Origin of the sequence: Shewanella maritima, assembly GCF_004295345.1 — a bacterium.
Taxonomy (GTDB): domain Bacteria; phylum Pseudomonadota; class Gammaproteobacteria; order Enterobacterales; family Shewanellaceae; genus Shewanella; species Shewanella maritima.
Map to the genome: position 1 here is coordinate 470,705 of NZ_CP036200.1, position 24,577 is coordinate 495,281.

Sequence of the window (24,577 nt, forward strand, 5' to 3'; positions counted from 1 at the left end):
TATGGCTTTTTAGTATTAAAGCTCTAGAGCTGCAACAGAAACAATACGACAAACACTGTAACAAATTCACTTAAGTTTTTTAGCATTCAATTAACGACTGCTTCAGTATTTTTTGCCACAATAAGCGCACGTTTATTAAGTTGTAGTGAGTGTCGTGGTTAATTTTCGCCCTAACATAAATTGTATCTCGCGTTTAAAACGCCTTGTCGCGCTAGCGTCATTAAGTTGCTTACCGTTTCTATCTGCCCATGCGGGGCATAGCGATAACTTTCATTTAGACATTCCCACTTTAGATCGTGGTGCAACAATTGATGGTGAATTTGACGAACCACAATGGGCAAATGCCACCGAAGTTGAACTGAAATATGAAACATCACCGGGTGAGAATATTGCGGCTCCTGTAACCACCAAAGTTAAAGTTTACGCCACTAACGAAAGCCTATTTTTTGCCTTTACCGCTTACGACCCAGAGCCTGAGAAAATTCGCGCAAACTTGCGCGATAGAGACAGCTCTTGGGGTGATGATCAAATTGGCATCAAGCTGGATACCTTTAATAACGCGAAACTGGCATACCAGTTTTTTGTGAACCCGCTTGGCGCTCAAGGCGACTCAATTGAAAATGAGCTTACTGGCAACGAAAGTGATGCCTGGGACGGTATTTGGTACAGCCTAGGTAAAGTAACCGACAAAGGTTACCAAGTTGAAGTCGAGCTGCCACTTAGGCTATTTAACTTCCCAAAAGTCGACGCGCAAACCTGGGGCATTGAGCTTATTCGCTTCTACCCGCGCAATGAAACCCATCGCTTATCGACCCACAAAATTAGTCGAGATAACAGCTGCCAATTATGTCAGCTCGGCACAGCCACAGGTCTTGTTGGGCTAGAGCCAAGCCAGGATATTCAATTAACGCCGTCTTTAGTCGCTAACCGAGAATCAAGCCGAGGCTTAAATCCACAAACACCATGGGATGATGAGAACAATGTTGAAGCGGGCTTAGATATCCGCTGGGGCATTAGCCCAACGACCTTGTTAAATGCCACGATTAATCCAGACTTTTCTCAAGTTGAGGCAGATAGTGGTCAGCTAAACGTCAACAATAACTTTGCGCTGTTCTTTGATGAAAAGCGTGCTTTCTTCCTTGATAACAAAGACTATTTCGATACGCAAATGAACTTGCTGCATACTCGAAACATTGGCTCTCCTGATTATGGTTTGAAGCTAACAACTCAGCAAAGCGAGCATACCTTTGGTTTACTGGCGGCAAATGATGAACAAACGCAATTCTTAGTGCCTGGCAACCTCAGCTCTGATATCGCCACCATCGACGAGCCTAGCTATAACATTGCTAGTCGCTACCGATATGATGCGAATAGTGAGTTATCCGTTGGTGCGATGATCACCATGAAAAAGTCTGATGACTATCATAACTATGTGGCAAGTACCGACGTTAAGTATCAGCCAACTGAGCATGACACCATCACCGCGCAGTTCGCCCACTCTAAAACTCAGTATCCAGAAGATTTATTCCAACAGTTCTGTCGTGGTGATGACTGCAGCGCACCTGCACCTGATTGTGATTTTACTAACTGTAACTACAACGAGCGGGTTCTGAGAACCAAAAAAGACGGAGAGATCAGCGACAACGTTTATCGTATCAAGTATGTCCATGACAGACGTAACTGGTGGGGCCAAGTTTACTATATTTCCACTGGTGAAGATTTCCGCGCAGACCTAGGTTTCATTGAAAACGTTGACTACAGCAAACTTGTTGCTGGTGGCGGTTACCGTTGGTACCCGAGCGATAGTTTCTTTAGCTCAGTGCAGCTATCTGGCGATTGGGATGTCACCCATAATCAGGCTGGTGAACAAATTGAACAAGAAACCGAAATGTCACTGCGCTTTGAAGGCGGATACCAAAGTTATATTGCTGGCGGTATTGTTCATAAGAACCGCGTTGGCTTGCGTCTTGACCCATCTAAACTTGCTATTGAAGGCAATACCGATGATTTTGATGTCACCTTAAGCTGGCTATATGGCTACTTTACGCCAATTGACCCATTAAAACTGGAGCTCGATATTAACTATGGTGACGAAATTGACTACGCCAACAACCAACTTGGCACTAAAACCATGTTTAACCCTGAGGTTGAATGGAAGATCACTGAGTCGATTGCGCTAGATGTATCACACCGATACCAAACGCTCGATGTAGAGCAAGGCCGTCTATTCACGGCAAACTTAAGCGACCTGCGCCTTAATTGGCAGCTCAGCCTTAATAGCTTTATCCGCCTATCTAGTATCTATACACACATTGAGCGCGACCCAAGCTTATATCAATACCGTAACCCAGATAAGGTATACCAGGACTTGGGTAATGAGTTGTTGTACGGCTATAAGCTCAACCCACAAAGTGTATTTTACTTGGGTTATAGCGATGCCTTTGTCGCAAACGATGACATTGACTCGCTAACCCAAAATGACAAAACCTACTTTATGAAGGTTAGCTATGCTTGGTTGCTCTAACTAAGTCCTAGACCAAACTTTAATCGCTTCAGTAAATAAGATATCACGTCACCAGTGTTTGATAATTTACTGAAGCTTTTACGAGTTAAAATGCTTAGCAGCCGGTTATTACTGGAGACCGAACTTCAACCTAAATAAGACATGCAAAAAATTTAAGCTTCTCGCCAGTAACTCGGTAATGTTACCTCACTTCATCATCCAAACTCTAATTGGCATCCCAAGCGACTAAGCTACTTCTAAGCAAATCAACAATGTAAATTCTTCTACTTATATACTGGCAGTTAATCAAACTCGAGCTAAGCTTAAAATTCAAGCGAATGAATGGAATTAAGCTGTGAGCCTAAGCATGGAAGCATATAAGTTCAAATTAGTCATATTATTATCCCTCGCTCTGTTAACAAGCTGCGGTGAGCAACAAACGATAACTAACCCAAGCTCAGAGGTGACCTTCGCCCTACCCAAGCAACTAGGCTCTATTAGCGTGCATATTGCTGCTGAGCAGGGCTTTTTCGCTAAATACGGTATCGACCCTAAAATAAAATACTACCCCAGTGGTAAACGCGCTTTGAATGAGGGACTACTCAGAGGCGAAGCAGACTTTGCCAATACCGCGGATATTCCATTCGTATTTGCGATTGACCGTAAACAGCCCGTAAAGTGCATTGCTACGCTCTACTACACTGATGATGTAAATGGAATCGCTGCAAATAAACTACGCGGAATAAATGAAATTTCTGACCTTCGAGGAAAAACAATCGCTACGCAGAAGTTTTCTACCGTTCACCACTTCCACGACTCGATATTACCTATTTATGGTATAGAACTCGATTCAATAACAACAACATTCGCGAAGGCTGAAGAGCTAGCCGACTTGCTTTACCAGCAGAAAATCGACGCGTTTACAATGCGAGAACCATACCTTTCACAAGCGATTGAGTTGCTCGGAGACGATGTAAAAATATTCAAATTCCCCCATGACTACATTCAATTTGAGGTACTACTTACCACTGACACTTATCTTAAGCATAACCCGCAAATTGTTGAAGACGTCTTATCGGCTATTATTGAAGCAGAGCTTTATATAAAACAAAATCCTGATCGTGCGATTCAAAGTTTTTCAAACGCTTTAGGTGTGCAACAAGGCGTGTTGAAACAAAGTTTTTCTACATCAAATGCACGAATAAACCTCCCGCAGTCTGCGCTCAGCCTATGGGAACGACAATTACACTGGGCTCAACTACAAAATGACACTAATGGAGGCAATGACAAAAACAATATAAATATTATGCAATTCATCGATACAAGCCCATTGGCGACGGTATCAAACGACCGAGTGAGTATCATTACTGATGAATAGCTTAAAAAACACCTTAACTATCTATTTATGTGCGGTGATGCTCGTATTTGTTGGTGCGTCGATTCATTTGACGAACCTACACAGTGACTTAAAGTCAACGGAACATGAAGCAATGGTCGCAACTAACATTTCTAATCACAGCTTTAAGCTATTAGTACTTGCTTATGATTATATGTTAACCCCAAATAACAGGGTGAAGAACCAGTGGAATAACACACAAAACAAGTTAGAGACTGAGTTAAGAAGCCTGAAATATAATAATTTTGACGAACTAGAAGTGTTAAGCCAATCAGCCAAAAGGCAAATGGAGCTACTGCAAACAGTAAATAGTTCACAACGGACGACAAGCGTGACACCTGTCGCACTGATATCCTCTCTTCATCAACTGAACAACTCTTCACTCACAGTATCAAAATCTCTTAGAAACACGATGACTAAACATTTTAACAAAATGTATTTCACACTGTTGTTTGTCACTCTAACGCTAATCATTCTTTTGGCTGCACTTGCAATATTGATCATCACAAAAATATCTAACCCAATAAACGTACTTGGTAAAAAGCTAGAAAAAGTCGGCCAAGGAAACTTAGCATCTCAAATTGAAATAAATGGTTTTCTAGAAATATCACAGCTAGGTAACTCAGCAAATATTATGCGTGAAAATTTACAACGAACTACCGTATCAAAAAATGCTTTGGCTATTGAGGTAGAACAAAGAAGAAAAACAGATGAGCAAAATTTTAAGCTCATAGAAAAACTAAACGAAACGCAGGCACAAGTAGTATCTATGGAGAAACAGTCAACTATTGGTACGCTCGTTGGTGGAGTTGCACATGAAATCAACAACCCTGTGATGGCAATTCTTGGGTACATGGACTTTATATCAACATTGAATACCAACGAAAAGATAGCTGACAAAATAGCCAAAACAGAAAGGCTACTGGGTAGAATACAAAGAATTACCCAGGGTTTGCTCGTATTCTCAAGAAATAAAAAGAAAGGTATTCATAACTGCGATATTAACGCAACCATCGACAGAGTGGTAGAGCTATTCAACAGCAGCATTAACGGCTCAAGCATAGATTTTAAATACCAAAATTTAAGTAACGGAGTAAAAGTTTTTATAGAGGAAGATCATTTAGAACAAGTCGTGCTTAACTTACTTTTAAATGCTGCCCAAGCAATAGAAACACAACCCTCACCTCAAATAACCTTATTAATTATACAGGTAGGTGACATATGTAGAATAACAATAACCGACAACGGGCCAGGAATACCAGATGACATAAAATTCAAAATCTTCGATCCTTTCTTCACAACAAAACCAGTCGGAAAAGGAACGGGCTTAGGTCTTAGTATATCCAACACTTTAATAACCAATGCTCAGGGAAGACTCACTGTTGAAAGCATTCAGGGAGTAGAAACGACATTTACCATTGAACTTAATTGCCTTCAACTCACTAATAAGGAATAGATTAATGAGTCAGAACTACCCAAACATTATTGCTATTGACGATGAAGAGTGCTTACTTGAAGCCTATGAAATGGCCTTGTCGTCTACAAAAGTAAACCTAATCACCTCTAGTGACAGCGCTCAAGGTATAGAGCTAATTGTCAAGCATAACCCCATAGTTGTATTTGTAGACCTGAAAATGCCTAACTTAAGTGGTACTCAAGTAGTAAAAAAGATCCATGAGTTAGGCATTTCTACAAAAATATATATTGTTTCTGCCTATATTGAAGAGTTTATGCCAGAGCTTGAAGATATGAAGCGACGAGGTATTGAGTATGAAATTGCAGTGAAACCTCTATACCCAAAGGAAATTCGCCAAATTGTCACTAGCTATATATCGATAGAAAATAGCGAACCTAAAGCTGAAGAAAAATCCACCTCCAAGACTCAAGATATAGAATTAATGTGTAACTATCTGACCTTTACAATTCTTGGATTGTTGGACAAAGTCGATGAATTTGAAGCGAAATTACAGAAAGTAGCGAGCTCATCGAATATACAGAGGATTAAAACTACGAAAATACGCGCCAACTACCTACCAGAGAAGAACCCATACAGAGATATTTTTAACAGCGCCCACTTAGAGGCTCACATCGAAAAGCCACTAATAAAACTAATAGAAGAAGCATACACAAGGGACGACATAATACTAGTCGTACAAGTCAACTCTAAGTTCAACATTGTAGTGTAAACGGAGCTCAATATGCTGCTAACTAAGAACAGCTCGTTATTAAATAAAAATTTCGATTGGAAATTAGACCTACACTCTAAACAATTCGAGTCGAAAGAGTTGGTTAACATCATCTATAAGAAAAACTCTGGCAGTATACCTTCAAGCGCCCTCACAACTTTAATTGACGAACATCAAATTGAACAACTAAAAATAAAAATAAAAGAAAGTATTCGCAACAAAAAACCGACCTCATGCAATTTGATACTAAACTTAGATAGTGAAAGATTTCTGGTGGCATTCAACATTATTGGTACAAGCGACTCTGAGATATCAGGAGAAATAACAGTATTAAAAAGATTACTTGACACAAACCAGGAGTCCTTACTTTTAAAAGAGATATTCTATCACGCAGAACGCATGTTGATAATATGTGATGATAAGATGGAGGTGCTCACATCAAATAAAATGGTAACCAAAAAACTTGGATTCAAGAATCACGAAACCATTGGGCAACCTGTAAACATACTTTTTAATAAAGAAGATTCAAAATACAAAGAGCTCATACATAGCTGTAACGCAGAGAAAAGGTGGAACGGCAATATTGAGTTGTTTGACACTGAAGGAAAACCGGTTCCCTTCGAGTTAAACACTTCATTTTACTTCTACAAAAAAAACCACACAAAATTGTGCATACTCCATTTAACTCCGGTGGACTTCTTTTATGACGCTGTTGTCGATACAAACGCTAAAGTTTGCTCCTGGGCATGGGAAAACAAACAACAATTCTTTGACGTTATTGATAAGCATAAAGAGCTAGTCAACAATGATGAATGCATGTATGTATTCATGATGAATACCTTTAATGCTGGGATCAAAAACTCAAATAAGTTAAACATGATCATTCGACAAAGTTTAGCTGATGACACAACAAAAATAAAATATGGCTTATTAAATAACAATCAAATAAGTGGCATTTGCATATCCACAAAAATCATTAAGGACATTCATAAATCGATAACTGCAGCAATTGATAAAATTGCATCTAATGAAAATATTTTCGAATCCGATCTAAAAATTGATGTTGGCATATCAATATTTGGCACTGACGCTAGCAATAATACAGAGCTGCTTGGTCACTCCGCACAAGCGCTGCTTTCAAAACCTGACGATAAAATACACTATAACAATCACAGGATCTGTTATTACGACAAAAGAGTTAACTCAATCAGCAACAAGAGAGTAAAATTGCAAAACGAGTTAAAAAAAGCAATACAAAACAATACGATAAATGTTGCATATCAACCTATCGTTAGTTTAAAAAACTTAAAAATCTGCTCAGTAGAAGCACTTGCAAGGTTTGAATTCTCTCTACCTTTTAGCTATTCAGTACAAGAATTGATTGATATTGCAGAAGACGCTGACTTAATCGATAAAATTGATAGTATTATTGCTAAAAAAGCAATAAGTGAATTAAGCCAGTTGAGTGAGGTACTAGACAATCCGAACTTAGGGTTATCGATTAATCACTCTATGGTTTTTACTAAAAACAACAGTGAAAATCTGACCAAAACACTTGCAACCATAAAAGAGTCTCATATAGACATATCACGAATAACAATTGAACTAACTGAATCTTCAGTATTCTCAAACAACAAATCCGTCGTTTCCAGTATACATAAAATATGTAATGAGGGGTTGAAAGTCAGCATAGATGACTTTGGCAGTGGTTATACATCGTTTGACAACCTAACAAAATTACCACTTAATGTAATTAAAATTGACAAAGAGATTACCAAAGGCGTAGATACAGATAATGTTAAGCAAAAAATGCTTAAAATGTTTACTAATTTCATTCACTTACTCAATGGCCAGATAGTAGTTGAGGGTGTTGAAACGATTTCGGAGCTAAACACACTGGAACAAATAGGCGTTGATTTAATTCAAGGGTATTTTTTCTGTAAACCCAAACAGCTAAATGATCATACAAACACCCCAAGTGAAATTTGTAAAATAATAAAACACCACAATCTGACCCCAACTTCAAATAGCAACAATATATCAATAACAAATCTTTGCATTCCACACGTTCATATTGTGGAACCTGATGATCGAATTCAAGATTTTTTATCAATACTTGATAATGATAGGGTCGTTGCAGTTGTTAAAAACAATAAAATTCAAGGTGTTATCACCCCAACTAATACAGACAGATTAATTAGTCCATATGTAGACACAGATGCTGAAACGTCTAGAGACAGATTAACTTTGTCAAAACGGGCTCATCAAGTAATGGATAAAGAATACGCTACCTGCACAACAGACATTCCAATAAACAAATTGCTTGTCCATTTCTGTATATTTCCTAACTCTCATATGATTGTTGAAGGTAGGAATGGGATTTTTCTTGGACTAATTACCTTTAATGAAGTTAAAAGTTTGATTCTAGATCATTTGCCTTTAATGGAGTAAACAATGAGAACTAAGTAACTTTAACCTGATTACGTCCAGCTTGTTTTGCTTGATATAACAATTCATCAGCGTGCTTAAGCGCACTATCAATACCTTCGCAAGCATCAATTGCTGCTACACCACCACTAAAGCTCACCTCGAGAGGCCCAGCCTCAGTATTGATCATTGTTGCATATGATTGCTGCCTAAATTTGTCAATCAAGGTCCATGACTTTTCAGCATCGAGGCCTTTAAACGCGACAACAAACTCCTCACCACCAAAACGGGCTACCGTAAAGTGCTGACCAAAGGCTTGGTTTAACCGTTTAGCAAATTCGATTAATACTTCATCGCCTACATCGTGGCCATAGGTATCATTTACCTTTTTAAAGAAGTCGATATCCAACAAGGCTACCGAATACACACTCGGCTCTTTGGCATCTTTAACATCTCGGTTGTATTGACCAAAGAAGTAGCGACGAGTAAACGCTTTTGTCAGGTAATCTTTATTGGCTTTTTCCCACAACCTACGGATCATGTCTAACGAATCTAATGTGTTAAGCACGCGGCAGTGGAATTCTTCATGTACGAATGGTTTTTGCAAAAAGTCGTTCGCACCATTTTTAATAAAACGTGCCGATAACGACTCGTTATTGTCATTCGATAAACCAATAATGGCTAAGTCTTCACGGCTAAAATTCTCTCTAACACGCAAAATCAGCTCAAACCCATCAATATTGGGCATATTGTAATCAGTAATAAGCAGTTGAATGCCCTGCTCTTTTTCAAGAACCTGCAGCGCCTCTGCGCCATCATTTGCTTCAAGCACCTGGAACAAGTGTTGCTCGAGTAAAGCTCTAACAAACTTACGACTAACAACTGAGTCATCTGCTACCAGTACTTTGACATCGCGGTTGCGGTTGAGGCGTGCAATTAGCTTAACCACATATTGGTAGCTAAAGCGGTTTTCTTTAAGAATGTAGTCAACGATACCGAGTTTAAGTAGGTTTTTGCGTTGCGCGCTATCTAGGTTACCGGTTAATACAATACACGGCGTTTGATGCTCAGTGAGCACGGCTCGAACAATTTCGCCATTTGGAGCATCGGGTAAATTGAGGTCAGCCACGACCACAAAATATTTGTTAGTTTTAAGAAGCTCGATGGCACTCTGATAATCAGGTGCCACATCAACCTCGTAAGCTAGCTCTTGAATGATAAGATGTTTAAGAATTTTTGAAACAGCATCGCTGTCTTCAACAATCAGAATGCGCAATCTATCCACCTGCAAACAATTTTTCGCACATCGATGAGCACTTGTCTGAACCTAAACCCTCGTTCAAGTTACCTAGCACTTTTCGAGCACGATACTCCCTATCGAATAACCGGCACCAAACGAACAAAGCAGTCCAAGCTCACCGGTTTTAAAGTCATCTTGATGGCGATGGAATGCGATTATTGATCCCGCTGATGCGGTATTGGCAAACTCATCAAGTACAATTGGTGCAGTTTGTGAACCAACGTTATCACCAAGTAACTTTTTCACTACGAACATATTCATATTTATATTAGCTTGGTGCAACCATAAACGCTTAAATTCTTCAGCTTTTATTTGCTCATTGCTCAATTGTTGCTCAAGGTGTTGATAAATCATAGGTAACAATTCTTTAAACACCTTACGCCCTTGCTGATGGAACAGTTTATCTGGCGTAGCAACACATTCCGGATCACAGCGATTTACAAAACCAAAATTGCTTCGGATATTGTTTGAATAGTCTGTCATGCAGCTCGTTGATAACACATTAAAGGCATGCTCTACGTGAGCTAAATCTTGACGTTCCACCACAACAGCGGTTGCCACATCACCAAAAATAAAGTGGCTATCTCTGTCTTTGAAGTTACTTTGAGGTGATGTGAGCTCTGGGTTAATCACCAGTACTCGGTTAGCAGTACCACCTCGAATCGCATTTATCGCGTTGGTAATCGCAAAGGTGGCTGATGAGCAAGCAACTAACATGTCATATGCCATGCCTTTGGTGCCCAATTCACGCTGAATTTCAATAGCTATTGCCGGATAAGCCCTTTGAGTATAAGCACAAGCAACAATGACTAAATCAATGTCTTCTGCTTTACAATTAGCGCGAGTCAACGCTTGTTTTGCCGCTTCAATGCCCATCTCAGCTTGCATTGATAGTGCTTCAGATGGTTGATCTGCAATCAATGGCATCATCACATTAGGGTCAAGAATGCCCTCTTTAACCATGACATAGCGCTGCTTAATCCCGGAGGCTTTTTCAATAAACTCTGAACTTGAATACGGCAACTCAACTACAGTACCAGCTTTAATTTGTTGTTCATTGTGTTGGTTAAACTGATCAACATATTGATTGTAACTCGCAACTAATTCTTCATTAGTTACCGTATTTGGTGGCACAAAAAGACCACTACCTGAAATAACCACTTTCTTCATTATTCTTGTATCCGCAACGCAAGTGTCCGCAATTTAGGTATCTCACGGCTCATTTGCAGCTACACTATAGCTAGCCGATAAGTTAGAGATACATTGCGATGATTTATGTGGCTATTTTAGTACGTAATTTTTGAACATTTATACACAAATATGCGGTAAAACCGAATGGTCAGACCTTGGATCTGTCTCTAAACCCAGTGAATATTGAGTGCTTTAGAATAATAGGTTTTTGTGTAATAACCAAATGGAATAAAGAAGAACAATTTTTCACTTCTAAAAGCCACCTTGGCGACTATCATGGAATCATGCAAACAAAGGAGCAATGGACTCATGAGCAAGATTTTTGAAGATAATTCATATACTTTAGGTAACACACCACTAGTTCGACTCAACCGAGTAAGCAACGGTAACGTACTGGCTAAAATTGAAGCCCGTAACCCTAGCTTCAGCGTAAAGTGCCGTATTGGTGCCAACATGATTTGGGACGCAGAGAAAAGCGGTAAGCTGACCAAAGATGTAGAGATTGTTGAACCGACTTCTGGTAACACAGGTATTGCGTTAGCTTATGTTGCAGCTGCTCGTGGTTACAAGTTAACCCTTACCATGCCTAACACCATGAGCCTTGAGCGTCGTAAATTGCTTAAAGCATTAGGTGCAAACCTGGTATTAACCGAAGGCGCGAAAGGCATGAAAGGCGCGATTGACAAAGCCGATGAAATCCATGCTCAAGCACCAGATAAGTACCTAATCTTAGGCCAATTTAGCAACCCAGCTAACCCAGAAATCCATGAAAAAACAACCGGTCCAGAGATCTGGAATGACACCGACGGTGCAGTAGATGTACTTGTAGCTGGCGTTGGTACTGGTGGTACTATCACTGGTGCAAGTCGCTTCTTAAAAGCACAAGGCAAGCAAATTACTTCAGTTGCAGTTGAGCCAGTTGACTCACCTGTTATCGCTCAAGCAAAAGCGGGTGAGCCACTACAACCTGGACCACACAAAATCCAGGGTATTGGTGCCGGTTTCATTCCTGGCAACCTAGATTTAGAACTGGTTGACCGCGTAGAAGCAGTAAGCAACGAAGATGCAATTGCAATGGCGCGCCGTTTAATGGAAGAAGAAGGTATCCTAGTCGGTATTTCTTCAGGTGCAGCTGTGGTTGCAGCTAACCGCATTGCAGCGCTGCCTGAATTTGCTGATAAAAATATCGTTGTAGTACTGCCTTCAGCAGCCGAGCGCTACCTTTCATCAGCACTGTTTGCTGGTGCATTTGGCGACGCAGAAAACGTGCAGTAATCTCAATAGACAAACCCAATAACTAAATGCCCTCTTGAAAATCCTTATTAGAGGAATGTTCCAAGCGGGCATTTTTATTATTTAACCTCAGCAACCCAGTTAGCCAGCTCAATATTCAAGTCCTTTCAACATAGATATTTTTGTTTTTATGTTGCTCGAACTATTTGCTTTTAGGGCATGCTACGGAGCTTAACTCTGCGAAGTCACCATCTTTTGGTTTTTGGTAAAGCAGCTCGATACGCTGACTACACCCACCACTTCCACAGCTATATTCGTACCTCATCCAGCCCGTTTTTAACGCTTTGGCTTGATAGCGATAAACTCTATCTGCGAAAGTGGCAGCATTAAGCTCATCACATTGCAGCAATGTATAATCGACTCCGGCTTTATCAAACTGCCTAAGCAACGACTCCCCTTCAAGATAAGGGCTATTGATATTTGCATCGATCACAACGGAAGAAACACCCGCGCGAGCTCCGTTAAGCGTCAATGACCAAGCGTGAGGCTGCAAGCGCTTTTTTAATACCTCAATTGGCTTTCCATCAATAGTAACGATAACTTCAGCTTTACGGACAGCGCTATACTCTGAGGCAGAGTCTTGCCAATCAATACCATCAGATTGCCAATTAATTGCAGGATTATTTGCACCTATACGCCAGTCTTGCACGTTAGATTGAGCGTGACTTGGCAACGAGTAGAGCTTAACTAGCTGCACCAGGTCTAACATCTCAACTTTATTACCTGTATGAGTATTTAACCCATCAACTAGCTGCTCTAGTCGCAATAGTCTTTTTGATATTTGCGCATTTTCAGCTTCTAGTTGAGCCAATCTTTCTTCATAAGCGTCGACTTCATTGGTTGAAGCATGCAAGCCAAAACTCACACAACCCAGCGTTACCTTGAGCAAGGTTAATGTGACATGTTTGACTCTGAAAGCTGAATAGGGTTTACACTCTGGTTCAACATGAAAAAACATAAACTACCTTACGTACTTAATTGCGACCTTACGAACCCTTGACTATAACATGCAACAAAAGCCAAATAGTGACTAGCAGCATATATTCCCAAGGCTTGACCCTTATGATGTCGAAAATACGCAAGACTAATCGAATGACAACCGACTGCTGAAGCAACTGATTGAAGAGTGAAAATAAAAATAGCAGCCTAAGGGCTGCTATTTTTATTTATTATTTTTCTCGTATTGGAGCAAATCCAAACTGAAAAAGTATTGTCTAATCAAACTCTTCTTCAGAAGGCATAGACTCTTGTAATTCATCTTTTAACTGATAGTACGCGTTATCGTATTCCTGAATTTCCATAAGTCACTCCAAATAGTTAGGTCGTTTTTTAAGTATCAAAGTGCGCCTAAAGTGGCGTAGGGCCTAGCGTGTTTTTATATAAGACTCTTTTTGCTATCGCATCGGTCTAACACTGCTAGATACAGAAGATAAGCAATCTCTCTGTTAGGGCGCATTATACTCAATCGAAGTGCCGATGCACGCAATAATTACAAAAAACTTTCAGTTTTGAATTAAAATCATGGTGAAATTTTCGTTCATTGCGATTTTTGATAGAAAAACCTGAAAGTGTTACAGGCTTGGTTACGGTTTTTATGCATTTCTATTACAAAGACATCACCGTTTAATCCTTTTCGATCTACTGAGCGCTGCCGGCTTTACTATACTTGTGAGTACCCATGTAGATTAGATGGGGGTTACATTATCAATGGATTAGTCGAGTACGAAGCAAGCATGCTCGTAGACTTACTAGAGTCAGGAGATAGTTTACGCGTTCACATGTTTATGGACGCGATGGGAATGCCTTTTGACGTGCAAGACAGATTACTTAACGAGTTCTCAGGCTTAAAACACGTAGATCAACAGCAGATTGCTGACATTATCGAAGATCAAGGTCAGCATTCACTGTCATCACACTTAACGCTTTAGCGTTGAAATATTGAGACCTTTGTTAAGCTAAGCAGTGAGCTAATGTAAGCTTGCTATTCGTTCAAATGCTTTACCTACAACTCAATATGAGTAAGGATTTAGGTACATAAATGCAAAAGGGCCTGCCTAGGCCCTTTTTTATGGTTGCACCTCACTAAATGTTTGAAGATTAGCTTATGGCTTTACCACTCGATTTAGTGGTTACTGCAGTAGCTTTGTTTGTAGCAGCTTTAACAGCATGATTGGCAGCTCCCCCGCTGCGCCCTTTGTTTGCCTGCGCTTTGCCTGCTCGGCTCGGTTTCAACCATTGGACAATCTGTGCCCTGCGAAGCCAAAGCAACACGGCAAACACCAACAGATAAATCCCTGGCTCGATGATCTCCGATTTAACCGACCAATAAAAATGTACTGGCGCTAAGATTGCGGCAAAGTAGATAAATCTGTGCAAGGTTAACCAGCTCTTACCCATTTTGCGCTTAACCGCTTCAAAAGAAGTCAATGCCAGTAATAGCAGTATGACAAAAGCGATGGCGCCGACCAGTATATAAGGCCGTTTAACCACTTCTTGCAGCAAAAGTTGCCACTCGAACAGCAAATCTAAACTTAAAAACGCCGCTATATGCAAGCTTGCATAGGCAAACACATACAGCCCCAGCAAACGCCTCGTACGTACAAGTAAACTCTGCTTTAACCATTTAGCTAAAGGCGATACCAACATGGTCGCCAGTAAACTATTGATGGTTCCCATACCGGTGTAATGAATGATTAACTGCACTGGGTCGCCGCCAGCTTGATCAGTAGCGACAATGTAAACCAGATAAATAATGGGCAACAAGCAAGCCAGATGTAATCCAGCCTTTAGCCACCACAAACCTCGTGGGCTTAACCGCATAAAACTGCCCCTTAATAGTTCTTTGTTAAATCTAGGCCTTTATATAAGTGCGCGACCTGCTCGCCATAACCATTAAACATCTGGGTTTCGATACGTTTTGCAGAGAACAAGCCCCCTTCACCGATTGACCTTTCACTGGCTTGTGACCAACGTGGATGATCAACTTGTGGATTCACATTAGCGTAAAAGCCGTATTCATGAGGTGCAAGCTGGTTCCAGCTGGTTGGCGGTTGCTTGTCCATCACTCGGATCCGTACTACCGATTTAATGCTCTTAAAGCCATACTTCCAAGGCACCACCAAACGAATTGGCGCACCGTTTTGTGGTGGCAAGGTTTTTCCATATAAACCGACTGCCATCAGCGACAAATCATTCATCGCCTCTGCAATCGTTAAGCCTTCAACGTATGGGTAATGAATACCACCGCCCATTAAACGACTTTTTTGCCCAGGCATCTGCTCTGGATCAAACAAGGTTTCAAACGCCACGTGAGTCGCATTGGCTTTCACGCCTGCCTTTTTCAGCAAACTCGCTAGCGGAAAACCAACCCAAGGGATCACCATCGACCAGGCCTCAACACAGCGCAAACGATACGTGCGCTCTTCAAGGGCAAACATCTTGGTTAAGTCATCAGCATCTAACGTTAGCGGGTTATCTACCAAACCATCGATCTGCAGCGTCCATGGCTTAACTTGGAAATGCTGCGCGTTATCAAAAGGGTCACTTTTGCTGGTGCCAAACTCATAAAAGTTATTATGGCGAGTGACTTTGTTTTCAGGGGTTAACGCCTGCTGCGCTTGATAAATTTGTGGCTGAGTGAAATTAAGCCCTTGAGTAACAAAAGGCTGTGCCTGGGGCTTTTTATCGCCAAACAAATCAAAAATTCCCGCTTGTACATAACCAGGAATACTGGCACCAAGCGCACCTAACCCTAGCGCTTTCACGATATGACGGCGCTGGTTAAACACAGCTTCTGGCGTCACCTGATTGTCTTTCAACTGCCAACTGGCTTGCTGCTGAATACCTTTGCTAAATGCTTTTTTTGTTGTCATTGCTACCACCGTTATCGACTGTGTCAGGCTACTAGGGTCTGTTCGTGTATCCAAATGTTCATGAAGTGCCCACATGCTCATGTATAGATTAGACAGATAAATACGAGTAAATATTTCAAAACGATTGAATTAATTTTCTAACTCGCTAGGGCCTGTTGATCTTTGCTGATTAGAATTTGTTCGAATTAAAAGCACTTTAATCGCGGCGTGAGCGATGACGTCTAGTCACCTAAACAAATTCGCTCACAACAAAGAGTAAAGTGCTTTTAAACGAACCTTTCAGGCAGCACTTGTTGTCATTTCTACTGCGTTAACGACTTATCATGTGGAATAACCACACATCAAAGTCGCTGTCTTGTATAAATTTCCAACAAGTAGCTGCAAAAATAATCTTGAAAGATCAACAGACCCTAATAACCAGTTTTATGCCGAAAATCCAAGCAATTAACGCATAAGCCTATAAGCTAGGCTTGCGGGCGAATAGCAAAGCATGCCAAGCTAAGTTTTTTGATTTTTAGAGCCGCTACCATGCCTGTTTCCCTAGACTTTACTCCGCTGCAATTTGCCGCCATTGGCGCAGTTGCTGTTCTCGCCCTCATGCTTGGTGCCTTACTTAATCAGCGACTCACCCGCAAGCGATGGCAAATGCTCACCGACATGCAAATTCAAGAGCATCAAACACAAATCAACGATATGCAAACTCGCCATGATGTCACCCTAGAGCAATTGCAAACTCAGCTCGATGATAAACAAGACAGCGAACACCACCTGCGTGACAAAGTTGAGCAACTGCTGGCGCAGTTAGGTAAATCTCAAGCTCAAGCTCAGCGTTTAGAACAAACCGAGCAGCTGCTAGCACAAACCGAGCACAAGTTAATGGAGTCTAAACTTAACTTGTCTAAATCCAATGCCATGCAACTGAGCATTAAAGCGCAGGCAGATACGCAGCAACAAGCCATGGCAGATAAAATTGCGCTACTTGAATCTGCGGAGCAAAGACTAAAAGAACAGTTTGAAAACCTCGCCAACCGCATCTTTGAAGAACGTAGCGAAAATTTAAAGAAGCAAAACATCAGCCAAATGGATGGTGTACTTGGTCCGCTAAAACAGCAACTTGAAGGTTTTCGTAAGCAAGTTCATGAGTCATACACCCATGAACAATCTGAGCGCAGCGCCCTTAAGCATCAACTTGAACATTTGGCGCAACTTAATCTCAAGATGAGTCAAGATGCCATAAACCTCACCAACGCGCTAAAAGGTGACAACAAGCAACAAGGTAACTGGGGTGAAGTGATCCTAGAGCGAGTATTACAAGAAAGTGGCCTGCGTGAAGGCCACGAATACGACACTCAACAACAACTGAAAGATGACAGCGGCAAGCGCTTCAAGCCAGATGTTATCGTGCATCTGCCAAATGACAAAGACGTGGTTATCGACGCCAAATTATCGTTAAGTGCTTATGAGCGTTACTTCAACAGCGAAGATCCACAAATATGTGAACAGGCATTAAAAGAGCATGCAATTTCGATTCGCCAGCACATCAAAGGGCTAAGCCAAAAAGACTATCATCAACTTCACGGTCTGAAGAGTTTGGATTATGTGTTGATGTTCATTCCAATTGAGCCAGCGTTCTTGCTTGCAATCGAGCACGACCCTAGCTTAGTTAATTATGCGCTGGAGCAAAATATTATGTTGGTCAGCCCAACCAACCTGTTGGTTGCCCTGCGCACCATTAATAATATTTGGCGTTATGAATATCAAAATCAAAACGCGCAAGCCATTGCCAAGCAAGCCGGTAAAATTTACGACAAGCTTTGTGGCTATTTAGATGACATGGACAAACTGGGACGTGCATTAGAAACCGCTGACAGAACTTACCAACAAGCAATGAATAAACTGTCGACAGGTAAAGGCAATGTCATTCGCCAGGCGCATCAAATGCAGCAACTTGGCGTCGAAACCAGTAAACAAATTGAAAATAATTTATTACAACAAGCATTAGACGAATCGAGCGATAAAAATTAAGATTTCGTTAATTACCTCTATTTAAAGTAAGCGTTAAGCATAATATGTAATTGCTCAGCTACACTTGGTACTTGATTCAATCAGTACACAGCTCATTTCAGTGTTGTCAGTAAACAAGTGAGCAAGCACACCAAAGCCGCGGTGGACAGGAGTATACATTCCTAAAAGCCACAGCACTTGCGTCCTTTATATTGTTTTTTGATTGAAGTTTAGGGATAAGCATTCATGCAGCAAAACTGGTTTTCGTATCACTCTCCGCGCCATATTGTGAGCCTTCTCATGCTGAGCGTTTGTGCTTTAGCGATTGCCGGTTTCGGTGGCAATGCTGTCGCAAGCAGTAACTACACCAAAGAGCAACAAATCTACCTTGATGCCAAAGCAGCATTAGATAAAAAGCAGCTAAGTAAATATAAACAGCTACGCAAGCAAATTCCTAACTACCCGCTTAACATTTATCTCGATTACCATGAGCAGTCAGCTGGCATCATGAAAATGAGCGGCAAAGACGCCAAGAAAGCCCTAGCCAAATTTGAAACCACAGCGCTTTATAACACCTTAAGGTACCGCTATTTATCGGCTGCTGGTGAGCAAAAGCGTTGGCAAGACTTTTTAACCATCTCACCTGACACGCCGCGCGATGTCACGCTGCAATGCTATTACAACCGCGCTCAGCTGCAGCGTGGCGACAAACAGATTGGTTACAAAGGCGCTGAGCAATTATGGTTACATGGCCGCTCTCGTCCAAAAGCTTGCGATCCACTATTTAAAGTATGGACCAAAGCGGGTAAACGTACGGACGCCCTAATATGGCAACGTATGCTACTTAGCTTTAACGCTAACCAAACCAGCTTACTTAGGTGGCTAGGTAAAAAGCTGCCAAACCGCAAAGCGGAAGTCGATTTATTGCTAAAGGTATACAGCGACCCTAACAGCTTGCGTCATACCCGCAAATTTAGTGGCAGTCAAAAAGTCGTGGGCGATATTGTCTATGTTGGCCTTAGAAAACTTGCAAAGCGCGACCTGAAACAAGCCACCAAGCTCTATCAAAAATACAATAACAAAGACCGTTTTAGTCAGTATGAGTCGCATCAGCTTAATCACTATTTAGTGCGCCGCGCACTCGTTCATCAAAAACAAAGCGTGCTAGCCTACGCCGACAGTCAACTAAAAAATTTAGACTCAGATGACCTTGTTGAGATGCGCCTGCGCTGGGCAATTCGCGACGCTGACTTAAAAGCCTTAGCCCAATTTATGCCTCTACTGTCAGAGAAAGCTAAGGCAAACGCTCGCTGGCAGTATTGGCAAGCAAGGCTTGATAGTAAGCCAGGTCAGTTTGACTCAGCCATGTACGACCCATTAAGTAAAAACCGTAATTTTTATGGTTTTTATGCTGCTGAGCAAATCAAGGTGCCATTTTCAATGAACAACAAGATGCCAGCATCTGATAGTAAACTTAAAGCCAAGCTATACGACGACCCAGGCTTTGCTCGCGTGATAGAGCTTAGAGCCATAGATAAGTTGATTGATGCCCGCGGTGAATGGGTTGCCCTACTGCGCCGCCAAGATAAAGCTATGCGCGCAGAATATGGCCTATATGCACTTAATCAACAATGGTATGACTTAGGTGTTGAATCAAGTATTCAAGCTAAAACCTGGAATGCCCTCAAGCTGCGTTTTCCACCAGCTGAAAAAGCCACATTCAAAAAAGCCAGCAAAAAATACCAGGTAAGTGAGTACGAAACCCGCGCTATTAGCCGCCGCGAAAGTGCTTTTTATCCTTATGCGACCTCGGGTGTTGGCGCCAGAGGATTAATGCAATTGATGCCAGCTACTGCCAAACAAACCGCCAAACGCAACAAGCTCAAATACGCTGGCACACGTTCATTGTACAAGCCTGAGCTCAATATCATGCTTGGTAGTGCCTATTACGGGCAGCTTGTAGACCAATACAATGGCAACCGCGTATTGGCTACTGCGGCTTATAATGCTGGGCCTAGTAATGTGAAGCGCTGGCTAAAACGATCTGATGGCAAACTTGATGTGATGAGTTTTATCGAGACGATCCCATATCGAGAAACCCGTGAATATGTACAAGCGGTATTTAGCTATCGGCTTATTTTTCAGTATCAAGAAAAAGTCGCCGAGCCTATGTTTAGCGAGCAAGAGTTAGCGTTCAAATACTAAGCGACTAAATAACTAAGCGACTGGGCAACGCTATACCGAACCCTATGCGATAGCCTAGCTTTGCTAATTTGGGTTAATCGAGATACAGTCAACTTACATATGCGTATCAATCGTTTATATAACAATTATTACAAGTACAGGTATGTACTAAACCCAACTCGTTAGGGAGACACTGTGGCCGACGCAAAAATTCACTCACTACTGACCCAACTTGAGCAAGTTTTAATCGGCAAACCCGAGCAAATTAAACTGGCACTGGCATGTATTCTCGCTAAAGGCCATTTGCTAATTGAAGATCTTCCCGGCATGGGTAAAACCAGCTTATCCCACGGCCTCGCAAGTGGCCTTGGTATGAGTTATCAGCGGATCCAATTTACATCCGACATGCTACCCGCAGACTTACTTGGGGTATCGATTTTTGACAAAAACACCCAAGGCTTTACCTTCCACAAAGGGCCACTGTTCAACCAGATGTTACTGGCAGATGAAATTAACCGCGCTAGCCCAAAAACCCAAAGTGCCTTGCTTGAAGCGATGGCTGAAACGCAAATCACTCAGGATGGGCAAACCTACTCACTGCCACAGCCGTTCTTTGTTATCGCCACCCAAAACCCGGTAGATCAATCAGGCACCTTCCCACTGCCAGAATCGCAATTAGATCGTTTTATGATGCGTATTTCGATTGGTTACCCTCATGAAGATGCTGAGCTTGAAATGCTTAAAACCCATCAACAAGGCGCTGAGCGGGTTGAGATACAACAATGTATTTCACCACAAGAGCTACTTGAACTGCAGCGTCAAGTAGGTGAAGTGACAGCATCAGATGCGGTGCTTAAGTACTTAATTGCCTTGGTTGATTTTTCGCGCCAGCAGGCTGAAGCCAATGGTTTATCACCGCGTGCGAGTATCGCTCTGTTGCAAGCAGCTAAAGCGTGGGCATTTATCAACGACAGACAATATCTCGTACCAGAAGATATTCAGGCAGTATTCACTTCAGTAGCTGAGCATCGAATTCGCAGCGCCAGTGCCCTGCAAGGCCGCGCGTTGTCAGATACAATCTTGACCCAAGTGAACCCTATCCGCTGATGTTCGCTAAGCGCAAAAAATCAAATCAGCCATGGGCAAAGCGGTTTATACCCAAGGCACTGCAACAACGCTGGCAACGTTGGATTAAACGCCGCCTTCCACCACAAGCAAAAGTCACTCTAAGTCATCGCGGCATTTTTATTTTGCCTAGCGCCTTTGGGCTTGCTTGGTTAACCTTGGTGGTCGTCTTGTACCTGTTTGGTACTAACTATCAAAACAACTTGGTCATAGGTTTAAGCCTGCTACTGGCCAGCGTATTTCATACCTGCATTATCTACAGCTATAAAAACCTCGCTGGACTCACTTTTAGCGCTTTGCCTGCGCCAGAAGCACATGCTGGTGTATCTATGCCATTCCCGATAAAACTAAGCGGCCAAACAACAAAACAACATAAGTCCACCAGCCATCAACAAATTTGTTTAAACTTTAGCGAACAAAGGCATATCCGCGTACATCACAGCAACGAACTAACCGATGCCTCAGTGCCGTTCGACAAACCGAAACGTGGACTACTAAAGCCAGGGCGAATTACCGTTTCATCAAACTTCCCTTTGGGCTTGTGTAAAGCCTGGTCTTATGTCGACCTTGACCTTGAGCATGTGATTTACGCCAAACCGCTGCCAAGTGATATTCAGCTAAGCAGTGTTGACACGCCTGACCCAATTAATGAGCAGCACGGTAAGCTCAAACCCGGTGTCGATGATTTCAAAGGGTTAAAAGGCTATGTGCCGGGCGAGTCGCTTAAACAGGTCGCCTGGAAACAATGGGCACAAGGCCGCGGCATGCTGAGCAAAGAATTTGCCGAGCCAGAAGGCGCACCAGTGTGGCTTACCTTCAACCCTCAAAGTGGTGAACTACTTGAGTCGCAACTTAGCCACCTAGCCTGGCAAGTTGACACCTTAACCAAGGCCAAGCAGATGTTTGGCCTAAGTCTGCCGGGAAACACTATCGAACCTGACACAGGTGAAGCCCATCGCCAGGCATGTCAGCAAGCTATCGCACTGTTTAAACCCGCCATGGCAGCTAATGACTTGTTTGACCAAAGCGAGGCCAATGATGAAAGATAATTTCGATAGCATCATTAGTCGCAACACCTTGTTTTGGTTGCTCATTACCAATGTAGTGGTACTGTTGCCTTTGTATAGTAATGCCACCATTTGGAGTATTGGCATTTGTGCCATTTGCTTTGTGTGGCGCATCGGTATTTATTTTGGCAAAGTCTCTGCCCCGCCTAAGCTGCTCGTCACTTCGCTCGCCATAGGCGCAGCTTCAACACTTGGGTTAGTTGCATCCGAAATCGGCGCGCTCAATGCACTCGTTAACTTGCTGCTGCTAGGTTATGCGCTGAAGTATATTGAAATGCGTGAGTTAAGAGACGTAAAAGTCGTGGTGTTAGTAGGATATTTCTTAATTGCTTTTGCCCTACTTGAGCAGCAATCAATGCTGTTTACTATGCAAATGCTATTAGTTGCGGTCATAAACTCTTGCGTGTTGATCAGCGTCTATCAAGACAAAGCCTTGAAAAAAGCCAATGCCATTTTTGCAGCTAAAATCATGCTACAAAGTTTACCGTTAGCGATTTTGCTCTTTGTGGTGTTTCCACGCCTTGGTCCATTATGGCTGGCGCCGAACCTAAAAGTGGCGCAAACCGGGCTTTCCAATGAACTTAGCTTTGGCGATATAGGCAAGCTCACCCGCTCTGACGAGCTCGCCTTTAGAGCAACATTTGAAGCTGACTCCGACCGCCAGCAATTAACTAATAGTGAGCTTTATTGGCGCACCTTAGTAATGGAAAAATACGACGGCAAAACCTGGCGCCAAGACCATAGCATTAAACACAAGCAGCGCATGGCATTCGTTGAAAAGCCCAAACGTCAAGTACCCCCAAATAGTGGCGAGCGCCTCGCTTATACCATCATCAGTGAACCAAGCCATAAAAAGTGGCTTTATGGGTTAAACGTTGCCTACTCTGACGCGCCCCATGTGGTCGAGCTGCAAGATTATCGCCTGTACTCAGTGCGCCCGATTGACCAGCGCTTAAGTTACCGAGTCGATTCCTATCCTCAGCAAGTAATGGAGCTCGAGCTCAGCGAAAACACCCGCAAGATTAATCTAGGCTTGCCCGCAAACCTCAACCCACAAACTCTGGCATTGGGCCAATCATTTAAACAGCAATACCCAGATGAACTAGAGCGTGTCGATGCGTTTATGCGCCACTTTGCCGAAAACGCGTTTTATTACACCTTAACCCCGCCGCCATTGGGCGAGCAGCAAGTTGATGACTTTCTATTTGAAAACCGTGCAGGCTTCTGCGCGCATTATGCTTCTGCTTTTGTTTATTTAAATCGCGCTAGCGGCATTCCAGCGCGTATGGTCACCGGTTATCAAGGCGGCGAATACAACGCGAATGCACGCTATTACAGCGTGTATCAATATATGGCGCACGCCTGGGCTGAAGTGTGGATTGAAGGTAAAGGTTGGCAACGCTTTGATCCAACCGCGATGATCGCGCCAGAGCGTATTCTCGATGGTTTTGACGCCACCTTTAACAGCCAAGATACTTATCTTGCCGACAGTCCATTCAGTACCTTACGTATGAAGGACTACCCGCTGCTTAACAAGCTCAGGCAACAAATGGCGAGTATCGATTTTTATTGGAGCATGTGGGTACTTGGCTTTGATGAAAGCCGCAAACAACAGTTGCTAGCAAACTTATTAGGCAGCGCAGATGCCAGTAAAGTTGCGCTATTTATGCTAGTTAGCCTGATTGCTATTGCCACCATGATCGCCTATTACGCTGGGCTGTTTAGCAGTGCTAAGCAAAAAGACAGCCTAATTAAGCGCTATAACCGAATTTGCACCCGCTTAAATAAACGCGGCATTACAAGACAAACCGGACAGACCGTCAGTCAGTTTGACACTCAGGTGAGTGAAGCTCTGGCATCGAGCAATCCGCAAGTAGCGCAAAAGTTTAGTGAGTTCAGCAGCATCTACAATCAACTTAAATACCAACCACTTAGCCAGCCACAAGCCAATGAGTTGCGCAGGCGTTATTATAAATTGTATTTAGGATTACGCTTTTGTGCGCTTTAAGGCAAATTCTTCATTACGCGT

Annotated in this window: 17 protein-coding genes; 12 read left to right on the forward strand and 5 right to left on the reverse strand. The window is 42.3% G+C overall.

The window, feature by feature from the left end:
• The first annotated feature begins 154 nt into the window (after positions 1-154).
• The 5 genes from EXU30_RS02085 to EXU30_RS02105 all read left to right on the forward strand — a co-directional run bounded on the left by EXU30_RS02085 (position 155) and on the right by EXU30_RS02105 (position 8,536).
• The gene (locus EXU30_RS02085; RefSeq protein ID WP_423213355.1) at positions 155-2,524 is read left to right on the forward strand and encodes a carbohydrate binding family 9 domain-containing protein; all 2,370 of its coding nucleotides are present in this window, start codon (positions 155-157) and stop codon (positions 2,522-2,524) included.
• 346 nt (positions 2,525-2,870) lie between these two features.
• Positions 2,871-3,881, forward strand: a complete 1,011-nt coding sequence (locus EXU30_RS02090) for an ABC transporter substrate-binding protein (RefSeq protein ID WP_130597590.1) — start codon at positions 2,871-2,873, stop codon at positions 3,879-3,881.
• A 112-nt stretch (positions 3,882-3,993) separates the two neighbouring features.
• On the forward strand, positions 3,994-5,355 hold the full coding sequence (locus EXU30_RS02095) for an ATP-binding protein (protein ID WP_165398948.1): 1,362 nt from the start codon (positions 3,994-3,996) through the stop codon (positions 5,353-5,355).
• A 4-nt stretch (positions 5,356-5,359) separates the two neighbouring features.
• Positions 5,360-6,085: a response regulator gene (locus EXU30_RS02100; RefSeq protein ID WP_130597592.1), complete on the forward strand. Its 726-nt coding sequence runs from the start codon at positions 5,360-5,362 to the stop codon at positions 6,083-6,085.
• Between the two features lie 12 nt (positions 6,086-6,097).
• Complete coding sequence (locus tag EXU30_RS02105) at positions 6,098-8,536, forward strand: sensor domain-containing phosphodiesterase (protein WP_130597593.1); 2,439 nt, start codon at positions 6,098-6,100, stop codon at positions 8,534-8,536.
• 10 nt (positions 8,537-8,546) lie between these two features.
• Here EXU30_RS02105 and EXU30_RS02110 read toward each other — a convergent pair whose 3' ends face one another.
• Entirely contained in the window at positions 8,547-9,788 is a 1,242-nt protein-coding gene (locus EXU30_RS02110; protein ID WP_130597594.1) for a response regulator, read from the reverse strand.
• A gap of 72 nt (positions 9,789-9,860) precedes the next feature.
• Positions 9,861-10,982 carry a beta-ketoacyl-ACP synthase III gene (locus tag EXU30_RS02115; RefSeq protein ID WP_130597595.1) on the reverse strand — a complete coding sequence of 374 codons (1,122 nt, stop codon included), beginning with the start codon at positions 10,980-10,982 and terminating at the stop codon, positions 9,861-9,863.
• Between the two features lie 330 nt (positions 10,983-11,312).
• On the opposite strand from EXU30_RS02115, the gene cysK reads away from it, so the two are divergent.
• A complete protein-coding gene (gene cysK, locus EXU30_RS02120) occupies positions 11,313-12,278 on the forward strand; it encodes a cysteine synthase A (RefSeq protein ID WP_130597596.1) in 966 nt (321 codons plus the stop codon).
• A gap of 160 nt (positions 12,279-12,438) precedes the next feature.
• Here the strand turns inward: cysK and EXU30_RS02125 are convergent, their stop codons facing one another.
• Positions 12,439-13,254 carry a hypothetical protein gene (locus EXU30_RS02125; protein ID WP_130597597.1) on the reverse strand — a complete coding sequence of 272 codons (816 nt, stop codon included), beginning with the start codon at positions 13,252-13,254 and terminating at the stop codon, positions 12,439-12,441.
• A gap of 775 nt (positions 13,255-14,029) precedes the next feature.
• Between EXU30_RS02125 and EXU30_RS02130 the strand changes: the two genes are divergently transcribed.
• Positions 14,030-14,224, forward strand: coding sequence for a hypothetical protein (locus EXU30_RS02130; RefSeq protein ID WP_341274637.1), 195 nt, complete (start codon positions 14,030-14,032; stop codon positions 14,222-14,224).
• A 169-nt stretch (positions 14,225-14,393) separates the two neighbouring features.
• Here the strand turns inward: EXU30_RS02130 and msrQ are convergent, their stop codons facing one another.
• Both msrQ and msrP read right to left on the reverse strand, forming a co-directional pair.
• Complete coding sequence (msrQ, locus tag EXU30_RS02135) at positions 14,394-15,116, reverse strand: protein-methionine-sulfoxide reductase heme-binding subunit MsrQ (RefSeq protein WP_130597598.1); 723 nt, start codon at positions 15,114-15,116, stop codon at positions 14,394-14,396.
• An 11-nt stretch (positions 15,117-15,127) separates the two neighbouring features.
• On the reverse strand, positions 15,128-16,168 hold the full coding sequence (msrP, locus tag EXU30_RS02140; protein ID WP_130597599.1) for a protein-methionine-sulfoxide reductase catalytic subunit MsrP: 1,041 nt from the start codon (positions 16,166-16,168) through the stop codon (positions 15,128-15,130).
• Between the two features lie 528 nt (positions 16,169-16,696).
• Here msrP and rmuC point away from each other — a divergent pair.
• The 5 genes from rmuC to EXU30_RS02170 all read left to right on the forward strand — a co-directional run bounded on the left by rmuC (position 16,697) and on the right by EXU30_RS02170 (position 24,556).
• On the forward strand, positions 16,697-18,193 hold the full coding sequence (gene rmuC / locus EXU30_RS02150) for a DNA recombination protein RmuC (protein WP_130597600.1): 1,497 nt from the start codon (positions 16,697-16,699) through the stop codon (positions 18,191-18,193).
• Positions 18,194-18,472: 279 nt separating this feature from the next.
• Positions 18,473-20,377, forward strand: coding sequence for a transglycosylase SLT domain-containing protein (locus tag EXU30_RS02155; protein ID WP_423213372.1), 1,905 nt, complete (start codon positions 18,473-18,475; stop codon positions 20,375-20,377).
• Between the two features lie 174 nt (positions 20,378-20,551).
• Positions 20,552-21,463 carry an AAA family ATPase gene (locus EXU30_RS02160; RefSeq protein WP_130597602.1) on the forward strand — a complete coding sequence of 304 codons (912 nt, stop codon included), beginning with the start codon at positions 20,552-20,554 and terminating at the stop codon, positions 21,461-21,463.
• Positions 21,463-22,530: a DUF58 domain-containing protein gene (locus tag EXU30_RS02165; protein ID WP_130597603.1), complete on the forward strand. Its 1,068-nt coding sequence runs from the start codon at positions 21,463-21,465 to the stop codon at positions 22,528-22,530. The genes EXU30_RS02160 and EXU30_RS02165 overlap by 1 nt, the downstream gene beginning before the upstream one ends.
• Positions 22,517-24,556 carry a transglutaminase TgpA family protein gene (locus EXU30_RS02170; protein ID WP_242620296.1) on the forward strand — a complete coding sequence of 680 codons (2,040 nt, stop codon included), beginning with the start codon at positions 22,517-22,519 and terminating at the stop codon, positions 24,554-24,556. Before EXU30_RS02165 ends, EXU30_RS02170 begins: the two co-directional genes overlap by 14 nt.
• Positions 24,557-24,577 lie beyond the last annotated feature (21 nt).